The organism is Veillonella sp. oral taxon 780 str. F0422 (assembly GCF_000221605.1).
GTDB lineage: Bacteria > Bacillota > Negativicutes > Veillonellales > Veillonellaceae > F0422.
Genome location: NZ_AFUJ01000013.1, coordinates 60,526 through 70,221, shown reverse-complemented (window position 1 = coordinate 70,221; position 9,696 = coordinate 60,526). Strand labels below are relative to the sequence as shown.

Below are 9,696 nucleotides of genomic sequence, written 5' to 3'. Positions count from 1 at the left end.
GGAAGATCGTGAACCACATCTACGAAGAAACATTAAAAAGTCCAAATCGCTTTGGCCACGAATAAACAATAAAAAGCTGTCATTACCTCGTTGTGTATGACAGCTTTTTTCTATTCTTCTGGTACGGTGCCCACATGGACTGCTACAATGCCACCTGTAAGTTCAAAATACTTAGCATCTTGTAGTCCCACATCTTTAAAAATTTGAAGAACACCTTCTTGCCCCACATAACGGCGCAATGATTCTGGCAGCCATGCATAGGATGATTGATCTCGGCTCAATTTCCCCAACACAGGCAGAATCTTTTCAAAGTATATATAATAGGCTTGTTTAAACCCAAACATAGTAGGCTTTGCCAATTCCAAAGTCACTACTTTGCCTCCCGGTTTAACAACACGTTTCATTTCACGAATCGTTTGTTCAATGCTTGGCACATTGCGCAAAGCAAAACCAGATACAGCACCATCAAAGGTATTGCTATCATAAGGTAAATCCATAGCATCCCCTTGGGTCAAGGTCACTCGATCTGTATATCCTTCTTTCTCTAATCGATTTTGCCCCACCGCTAACATTTCAGGACTAAAATCAAGTCCTTCCACATGTAAAGACGGAATTTCTTGTAATGCTGTTTTTGTTAACATACAAGTACCACAAGCAATATCTGCTAGTTGCATACCTTCCGTTAATTCTAATTGTGCTATAGCAAATCTACGCCACCGTGCATCTTGGTTAAAACTCAATAATGTATTCATCACATCATAATGCTTCGCAATATGAGAGAATATATCTTGCACGTAAGCTTTTTTATCTTCATGTGTTTTAAATTCCACAATATACCTCCAGTTATTTATACTGCTATTAATTATACACGAATGGATGAGGATATTCCATAATTTGTGATTTTTTTCTCTTGCCAAAAGTATATATTCCGTTTATAATGTGCTTATGTCTTTTATGAGTAGATATTTGTACTCGATTTTAAGTATTTATAAGTATAAGGAGTTTTCTATGAGGGCATTATTTCAATTCATCAATAGATTTAGCCTCATCCAGCAAATCTGCATAGGTCTCTTAATCGGCACTGGTATTGCCGTATGGTCTCCAGAAAATGCTGTGAAGTTATCTTTATTAGGTACCATCTTCGTAGGTGCATTAAAAGGTGTAGCACCTGTATTAGTATTTTTCTTAGTCATCGCAGCAGTCAGCCGTCATCGTTCCGGTCAAAAAACTGGTATGCGTTCCATCATCGTATTGTACTTAATCGGCACATTTGCATCTGCAGCTATCGCCGTAGCAGGTAGTTTCTTATTCCCTACGACTTTGCTATTAACAGCATCTCCAGCTGATACAGCACCTCCTAGTGGTATTACTGCAGTACTTTCTACTTTATTAACTAATATTGTAGAAAATCCTGTGAAAGCCATTTTAAGTGGTAACTATATCGGCATTCTTGGTTGGGCTTTACTATTTGGTTTCGCTCTTCGTCATGCAGCAAATGAAACAAAAGATGTGATGGCTTCCATCTCTGATGCGATTACATTGGCTGTACAATGGATTATTAAATTTGCTCCTCTTGGTATCATGGGCTTAGTAGCTCAATCTATCGGTGAAAATGGGTTAGGCGCTTTACTGACTTACGGTAAATTGTTATTAGTCCTATTAGGATGTATGTTTGCGGTAGCGCTCATCATCAATCCATTGATCGTAGCTATCGTTATGAAACGTAATCCATATCCATTGGTATTCCGCTGTCTTCGTGAATCTGGTGTTACAGCCTTCTTCACTCGTAGTTCCGCTGCGAACATTCCAGTTAACATGGATTTAGCAAAACGTCTAGGCATTACACCTGATACCTACTCCATTTCCATTCCACTAGGCGCTACTATCAATATGGGCGGTGCAGCTATTACCATCACTGTTATGGCATTGGCAGCTGTATCTACATTGGGTATTCAAGTAGATCTAGCGACAGCAATCTTACTTAGCATTATCGCTACTATCTCCGCTTGCGGTGCCTCCGGTGTAGCTGGTGGTTCACTCTTATTGATTCCATTAGCTTGTTCCCTATTCGGTATTTCCAATGATGTAGCTATGCAAGTGGTTGGTGTTGGATTCATCATCGGCGTGATCCAAGACTCCACCGAAACAGCATTAAACTCTTCTACAGATATCTTATTTACAGCAGCTGTAGATTATGCGCGTCACGGCTACCCAACGGACAAAGTATAAACGTATACTTCACACATACTGTTTGAAAGGTCTATTTGTTCTTTGGTATGGGATGCCCAATAGAATTTATAATTACATATGGCTTATGAAAGTAAGCCCTAAAAAGGACTGGTACAATCTGTACCAGTCCTTTCTTAATTGTGTCATCACTTATATTGTAAAGCAAACAGGATGATATGCTTTCTCTTATACCCCAGTGTATCCGTGTACTACATTCGGTTTCACTACGAATGTTGGCAGTACCGCTTCTACTAATTGGCTTAATCTTTGTGAAAGTTCCTCTTTCGTATATTTCACATCATGCGGTACTTGTACGTCAAAACTAATCTTTCTATGTTCCATATCAATTCGAATATCGTATAAAGAAAAACTGTCATCATAGGCTTGAATCACTGCCACTAAACGTTGTTGCAAAGCTAGTGTTTGCTCATTGACAACGATTGGATCCATATGGATGGTCAGTTTTAACTGTAATTCTTTCAAAGCTTGTCGTTCTACACGATCAATCATATTATGGATGGTCATCGCATCTTGTTTCGCATCTACTTCTACGTGGATAGAAGCATACTCGTGGCCTGGACCATAATCATGAATCATTAAATCATGAGTTCCTAAAATGCCAGCCTTAGATTCTACAAAATTAATAATCTCTTGTACACGTTCTGCAGTAGGTTCAAATCCTAATAAACGATCTGTCGCTTCTTTCAGCACTTCAAAACCAGCTTTGGCAATGATAAGTGCCACAATTAAGCCTAAATACCCATCAACGCTCAATTGGAATATACCGCCCAACAATAAGCCAATAGCAATCGCTGCCGTCGCCCATACATCGGATAAAGCTTCTTTCCCATTGGCACGCAAGATCGGAGAATCAATACGATTACCAATGGAACGCAAAAAGAAGGATAACCAAATCTTCAAAGCCATAGCCCCTAACATAACAGCCAGTGCGGATATGGAAAACTCTACTACCTCGGGATTCATAATGTGCTCCACCGCTTCAATACCTAATTGAGCAGCTACTACAAAAAGCAAAATAGAAAAACCAATGGATAACAAATATTCCATTCGACCATGTCCATATGGATGCTCTGCATCTGCTTTACGGCCAGATAATTTAAAACTCAAAAAGGATACTAAGGATCCCCCTGCATCAGCCACATTATGGATAGCATCACTAATCATGGCAATGGAGCCGATAAGAAAACCAATGATTAATTCCCCTAAACAAACTAACACATTTACCACAATACCGGTGATACTCGCCATAATCCCATATTGTTGGCGTACATTAGTATCTTTGACTCCATCTTTATTTTTTACAAATAAAACGGATTAATACTTCTGTCATACTACACCTCTTTTATCTATTTAACATATACTCACAATTCTACCCCATTCTAATCTGCTATATCACAGAGGTAGCTTTTTATTCTCATTTACTTTCTCATTATATACTATTATTTAATTATTATCAACTATAATTTTAATTGAGAATATTTGATTTCAAAATAGTTATAACCTATGTCATATACTCATACAATAAGGTAGGCTATATTTTTTATACTATATTACACCTCTAGCATTACTAGCACATCATACTCATATCTGCCTATACAGAATAAACATATTCTAATTATAGGTACTGCACAATATATCAATTATCATCATATATTAGCATAAAAAAACTGCAGTGATAGTATTCCCATCACTACAGTTTTTAGTAAATATCTTATTAATAGATTACCATTTATGTTCGTAGAATACTTGCGTCCACATAGACACTTCTGACAATGTTGGATGTGGAGCCATAGCCTCGCCAATGGAGATAACAGATTGTGGATCCAAGTACCGTGTCAAACCTTGTGCACGTAGTTCTTTCGTTGTATTAGAACCGATTTCTTCATGAACAGGCACTAATTTCACTTCACCACTATTCATTAAATGTACATATGGTTGGAACAAGATCGATGCTTGTGGTCCCACGATATGAGCCCCTAATAGACGATTCGTAGCTTTGTCTACCACTACTTTGATAAACCCATCATGCACATCACCTTTGTCAATACCAAGAGCCATGCCTTTAGCAGAGTTAGAATAATGGTTGATACCAACCCCTACATCATAACCAGCTTCTTTAGCTTCCGCTTCTGTCATACCAACACGACCTACTTCTGGATACGTGAACGTCACCATAGGAATCAAATCATAGCGTGCCCAACGATAGTCTGTTGGAGATGTAGCACGATATAAATTATGAGAGATAATATCCCCTTCATAGTTGGCACGATGACGGAAGGCTGCATTACCATTCACATCACCTAATGCATACACACCTTCTACAGATGTTTCTAAAAATTCATTAGTTTTAATCCAGCCACCTGGTAATTGCTCAATATGAGTATTTTCTAGGTGCAAATCTTCTACAGACGGAGCAATCCCAGTAGCCACCAAAATTTCATCTACACGGATTTCAGATACTTCACCTGTAGTACGGTTTTTCACAGTGATTACTTTATCACCATTATCCACACGTACATTATCACATACAGTATCTGTTAATACGTTCACTCCAATGGCTTTCATTTCTTCTAAAATATGAGCAGAAATAGCTTCATCTTCTTTTGGTAACAAACGCACATTGCGCTGGATTAATGTCACTTCCGTACCTGCTGCAGCAAAAACGCCTGCAAATTCTGTACCAATAGGACCACCACCAAATACAGCTAGTCGTTTATATGGTACTTTTGGATATTCACTGCCAAAGAATTTTTCACTTGTAATATAACCAGCTTCTTCTAAACCGTCCACATGATTTACTTTAGAATGACCGCCTGTACCAATGATAATAGTAGGTGCTGTAATTTCTTCTGTTTTTGTACCATCTTGCAATGTTACATATAATACTTTATCACTTACAAATGTAGCTGCTCCATGGTATACATCAGCATTATCAAAGCTTTCATAGAACTCTTTAACCCCTTTGCTTTTATTGATAGCTTTCCAAACCCGTTCACTCACTACATCCCAGTTAAGAGTCGGTGTGGCAGTTTCTACACCAATTTTTTTCCAACCATGGCTTTCATGTACCACATCCGCTGCCGTAACCATTACTTTTGTTGGAATACAGCCACGTGTTAAACAAGTACCACCAAATCCTGTTTTTTCAATAACAGCTACACGTTTACCTGCTTTTAATGCCGCATCAGCTACTAAGCTAGCACCACCAGTACCAATTACGATTACATCATATTGTTTCATTTACGTCATCCTTTCTAAACCAATGGATAATCTTTATTCTTTGTATATAGTATATCATACATCGACTATTTTAGATATGAGAATTTTTACTATTTTCCACTGGCAATAGAATCTAACAATTCAATATACGTTTCTTTTGTTAAAGGAGCTTCAAAGTTTTCTAAAATTTCTTCCGCAACCTGTGCCTCATCATATAATAAATCAACAATAGTCATGGCTAAGGCTTGAGCCGTTTTAATATAGGCTACATCTGGTACGGTAATATTATATTCCGCACTATGGAGCACCCCTTCAATACATCCCACCCAAGGGTGGATAACAGGCATTAAATGGGATACATCGCCCATGTCAGTACTTGCTGTCATATGCACCCGTTGACGTACATTGTCTGTACCAAATAGCGGTTCTGAGTTAGACCGCAATAAACTGTTCATATCTGGATTATCACGCATCGGTAAATAGCCCGGTAGATCATGAATCACACAAGTAGCCCCCACTGCATCTCCGCCAGCTTTCAAGGCACGATTAACACGTTGATTCCCATCCACAATAGCTTGTACATTAGAAGCACGCACATAGCTTTCAACTTGCACATAATCTGGTACACAGTTGACCAAGGTTCCCCCTTGATTAATGATAGGATGGAAACGGAAATAATCGCTCTCTTTGAAAGTCTCACGAATGGCATGCACCCCCATCACCCCCATCAAAGCTGCATTTAATGCGTTAATCCCTTCATGAGGAGATGCCGCTGCATGGGCAATTTTACCATGGTATTCAATCAGTTTTGCCACAAATCCATTGGAGGTACTACCTAAGTTCATTTCTCCCGTAGGTGTGTCCGCTGTTTCCACATGCATTTGCATAGCCATATGGATATCATCAAAAGCCCCTTCATAAATCAGCTGTTGTTTACCACCTAAGTATTTAATCGTTCCTTTTTCACGCAATGTATTGCGATAATCTACTTCGATCATCTCTTCTGCTGGCACAGCAAATAAAACTACATCCCCACCAAGAGCTTCCATAACACCTTCTGCTTGTAAGCCCATGGCTACTGCAAATAAATTGGCAATTTGCACATTATGTCCACAACAATGGGCCGCCCCTGTCATAGGATCTGCCTTTGGATGACGGTGACATACGATGGCATCCAATTCACCGATCATGGCGACAGTTTTTTTAGATTTACCACCATGCAAACGACCTTTCACACCTGTAATAGCATGACCCGTTGTAAAAGGAATCCCTAGCTCTGTAAACATATCTTGTACTTTTTGAGATGTTTTATGCTCTTTATAGCCCAATTCTGGTTCATCCATAATGGCGCTAGCTAATGCACGCAATCGATCTTGTCCTGCTACAATAGCATCACACACACGTTGTTTTAGTTCTTCTTTCGTTAACATAATCGGTCTCCTTTTACATTGTATGAAAACACCTTTTACTAAAAGGTATCTATGTATAACTCTTGAACTCTATTGTACCACGAAATCAAAAAGAGAGTTGATAGGAAATCATCAACTCTCTTTCATTAGGTTCAACTATAACCTATATGGTTATATTCAAATTTAAATCACACCTTGCATATGTAATACAAAATGAGCTACTGCAGCAGCACAAATAAAGGTACCTGCCGTTACCGCTAAGGCTACTGGAATAATTCTCCAAGATAGACGACGGAATGCTCCTAAGTCTTTTCCCAAGGAGAGACCTGCATAGGCTAATACTGGTGTGGTTGTAGCCAAGAATGTTACTTCTTTTGTTTGTGCAATAATCCATGCTTGCCCTGGCATGATTGGCAAAGATGCAATGACCCCTACTAAAGATACCCAGAAGACCATAGGGAATCGATTAGCTAATGGCAAATAGGAAATAATCGCACCAATAATTGCTAACCCAGCAATCACAAAGACCCCTACAAGGCTTGGGCCCAATAGATGCTTGCCATCAATGATATTACCCAGAGCAGTCATAATAGCTGCAATGCATATAACAATGACAAATTGTGTAATTTTTTCACTCATAGTCATCTTATTGTCCCTCCTCTGCCAAGTCTTGTTCACGTGTACGACCTGTAAAGAAATTATATGTTTTTTCCATCACAGGCAAAGATACGAAAATACCAAAGTAAACGCCTAGTACAGTAGTCAGCAAATTCGCTGCCCCTGCTAAAGCTGCAATTTGAGCTTCATATTCTGGATATACTGCAATGATAGGGGCAGTAGAAGCAGCCATCATACTAGCACTACCTACACCCGCACCCATAGCCAAGGCCAGTGGATGAAACCAACCCATTTGAGCAAAAAATCCTGCTAGTACAGACGCCCACATAGCACCAATCAATACGCCACAAATATACATGCCCATAACGCCACGGCCTTCAGGAGAGCTAAAGCCAAATTTATCAATGATAATCGCTACATTAGGTTCCCGGTCTACAGAGTAACAAGCACCCACCGCTTCACGGCGCATTCCTACTAATAATGCCACTGGCAAGCCGAATAAAATAGTACCAAAGAAATGGCCTAACTCTTGTAACATAAGAGCCAACCCAGCAGTAGAAAGAATTTCTAAATTAGGGCCAATCCCTAAGCCTACTTTAACCATTAAGAGCATCACTGCAATCCCAAGATAATCCGCTGATTTTTCCATGGTTTCTACTGTTAAAATTTTGAATGATGGAATGGATACAAACAAACCCATAATCAACGCGTAGAGAAGCGGTAAGAATACCACAGCTCCAAATCGTTGGATTCCGATCATTTCTGCAATGATGGTAATCACAAGAGCCAATGCATGTAATTTCCAGTTTTGTAATACTTGCATACAATACCTCCTATACTAATAACTATAACTATTTCTTTATTATAGTAAAGTTTAACGTGCACGGTCAATGTATGAGTGATTCCGAATTAGCAATAGGGTTGCAAAAATAAAATAAGAGGTGAATAGCTGAGCTATCCACCTCTTATGATTAAGAGCTAGTATATTGAGTTATCATATGCCGTATAGTTGGCTTATGCGTTTACTAATGCTTTTCCTAATGCTTCACATTGTTCTTTACCAGAATCATCAGGTTCGCCCATAACTGGTAATTTGTCAACTACGACGCCATTCGCGCCTTCTACGCGACCAGCCCAGTCATCTAACCAAGAGCCACCCCAACCATAGGAGCCAAACAATACTACTTTTTTACCTGCCAATTTAGGTTCTAATGCTTCATAGAATGGTGCAAATTCACCGTCTTCCAATTCTTCAGCACCCATGTCAGCGCAACCTAATGCTAATTTTTCATAATTAGCAGCTTCATCAGCAGTGATTTCAGAAACGGATTTTACTACCACTTCTTGACCAGCATCAGCAATGCCTTTACCTACAGCTTCTGCCATTGCAGCTGTGTTACCTGTTCCAGACCAATAAATTACAGCGATCATAATGTTACCTCCTAGCATGCCGTTACGGCAACCAAAGACTCTAAAGATTTTCCTTTATTCAACTGTGCATGACAATAGTCACGACACATTCGAAAACAATGAAATGCGTGCATAGCTGACGCCTGATTTCCATATACCTTCCAGTCGCCACAGACTTTATAGCCTGCTCCGCGGAATTGGATAAACGCTTTTACATCTTCTAATGGATATCCTAAAAACACACCGATTTCATGAGGAAATACGTCGCTCATTTCAATACGATCACGCAAATATAATAACCAATCTGCCAAAGTTTCATAGGATTCATATCCATAGTTTTGTAAAAATGCTAGCACCTCAGGTTGTCGCAAATAGTCCTCAAGCATACGTTCACGAAATACGAGTAATAATTTTCGTTTATCACAATGGCACAATTCATAAAAGAATAGACCTTTTTGATTAAATTTATCATTATACTCATGTGTTTTTTCTACCATCTTAGCCCCTAAATGCTGAGGTAAAGCAACAAGATTTGCCACTTTAATACCTCGAATCGCGGGCGCACAATGGTAACCGATAATCTGCTCGATGGATTCCATTTGTTGTACCTGCCTTTTTACTTATTTTGGGGAGAACACTTGCTCTCACAGCAAATAGATAATCCGGATATATATCATCTCGAAAGATGAATCAAAATAATGAAAATTATTTCTATTATTATAATACAAATAATCCTACCATATGTCAATAAGCATGAGAAGTTTTTTCATTTAAAACAAAAAAGTTGCAC

Annotated in this window: 9 protein-coding genes; 1 reads left to right on the top strand and 8 read right to left on the bottom strand. The window is 39.0% G+C overall.

Features of this window, described 5'->3' with window-relative positions:
- Nucleotides 1-110: 110 nt before the first annotated feature.
- Nucleotides 111-830 carry a class I SAM-dependent methyltransferase gene (locus HMPREF9200_RS01925; protein WP_009353120.1) on the bottom strand — a complete coding sequence of 240 codons (720 nt, stop codon included), beginning with the start codon at nucleotides 828-830 and terminating at the stop codon, nucleotides 111-113.
- A 178-nt stretch (nucleotides 831-1,008) separates the two neighbouring features.
- Between HMPREF9200_RS01925 and sstT the strand changes: the two genes are divergently transcribed.
- Nucleotides 1,009-2,229, top strand: coding sequence for a serine/threonine transporter SstT (gene sstT, locus HMPREF9200_RS01920; protein ID WP_009353062.1), 1,221 nt, complete (start codon nucleotides 1,009-1,011; stop codon nucleotides 2,227-2,229).
- A 186-nt stretch (nucleotides 2,230-2,415) separates the two neighbouring features.
- Here the strand turns inward: sstT and HMPREF9200_RS01915 are convergent, their stop codons facing one another.
- The 7 genes from HMPREF9200_RS01915 to HMPREF9200_RS01885 form a co-directional block, all read right to left on the bottom strand.
- Complete coding sequence (locus tag HMPREF9200_RS01915; protein WP_009353065.1) at nucleotides 2,416-3,498, bottom strand: cation diffusion facilitator family transporter; 1,083 nt, start codon at nucleotides 3,496-3,498, stop codon at nucleotides 2,416-2,418.
- A gap of 474 nt (nucleotides 3,499-3,972) precedes the next feature.
- Entirely contained in the window at nucleotides 3,973-5,490 is a 1,518-nt protein-coding gene (locus HMPREF9200_RS01910) for an NAD(P)/FAD-dependent oxidoreductase (protein ID WP_009353103.1), read from the bottom strand.
- 89 nt (nucleotides 5,491-5,579) lie between these two features.
- Nucleotides 5,580-6,899: an amidohydrolase gene (locus HMPREF9200_RS01905; RefSeq protein ID WP_009353115.1), complete on the bottom strand. Its 1,320-nt coding sequence runs from the start codon at nucleotides 6,897-6,899 to the stop codon at nucleotides 5,580-5,582.
- Between the two features lie 162 nt (nucleotides 6,900-7,061).
- A complete protein-coding gene (locus HMPREF9200_RS01900; protein ID WP_038144458.1) occupies nucleotides 7,062-7,523 on the bottom strand; it encodes a hypothetical protein in 462 nt (153 codons plus the stop codon).
- Between the two features lies 1 nt (nucleotide 7,524).
- On the bottom strand, nucleotides 7,525-8,319 hold the full coding sequence (locus HMPREF9200_RS01895) for a DUF3100 domain-containing protein (protein WP_009353070.1): 795 nt from the start codon (nucleotides 8,317-8,319) through the stop codon (nucleotides 7,525-7,527).
- Between the two features lie 191 nt (nucleotides 8,320-8,510).
- Nucleotides 8,511-8,927 (bottom strand): flavodoxin domain-containing protein, encoded by a 417-nt coding sequence (locus HMPREF9200_RS01890; RefSeq protein ID WP_009353092.1) that lies wholly within the window; start codon nucleotides 8,925-8,927, stop codon nucleotides 8,511-8,513.
- Nucleotides 8,928-8,938: 11 nt separating this feature from the next.
- Entirely contained in the window at nucleotides 8,939-9,505 is a 567-nt protein-coding gene (locus tag HMPREF9200_RS01885; RefSeq protein ID WP_009353109.1) for a DUF3793 family protein, read from the bottom strand.
- Between the last annotated feature and the right edge of the window lie 191 nt (nucleotides 9,506-9,696).

Coding starts and splice junctions, on each gene's coding strand:
- HMPREF9200_RS01885 (WP_009353109.1), bottom strand. CDS start 9,505: ATGGAATCCATCGAGCAGATTATCGGTTACCATTGTGCGCCCGCGATT.
- sstT (WP_009353062.1), top strand. CDS start 1,009: ATGAGGGCATTATTTCAATTCATCAATAGATTTAGCCTCATCCAGCAA.
- HMPREF9200_RS01900 (WP_038144458.1), bottom strand. CDS start 7,523: ATGACTATGAGTGAAAAAATTACACAATTTGTCATTGTTATATGCATT.
- HMPREF9200_RS01915 (WP_009353065.1), bottom strand. CDS start 3,498: ATGGCGAGTATCACCGGTATTGTGGTAAATGTGTTAGTTTGTTTAGGG.
- HMPREF9200_RS01910 (WP_009353103.1), bottom strand. CDS start 5,490: ATGAAACAATATGATGTAATCGTAATTGGTACTGGTGGTGCTAGCTTA.
- HMPREF9200_RS01890 (WP_009353092.1), bottom strand. CDS start 8,927: ATGATCGCTGTAATTTATTGGTCTGGAACAGGTAACACAGCTGCAATG.
- HMPREF9200_RS01905 (WP_009353115.1), bottom strand. CDS start 6,899: ATGTTAACGAAAGAAGAACTAAAACAACGTGTGTGTGATGCTATTGTA.
- HMPREF9200_RS01895 (WP_009353070.1), bottom strand. CDS start 8,319: ATGCAAGTATTACAAAACTGGAAATTACATGCATTGGCTCTTGTGATT.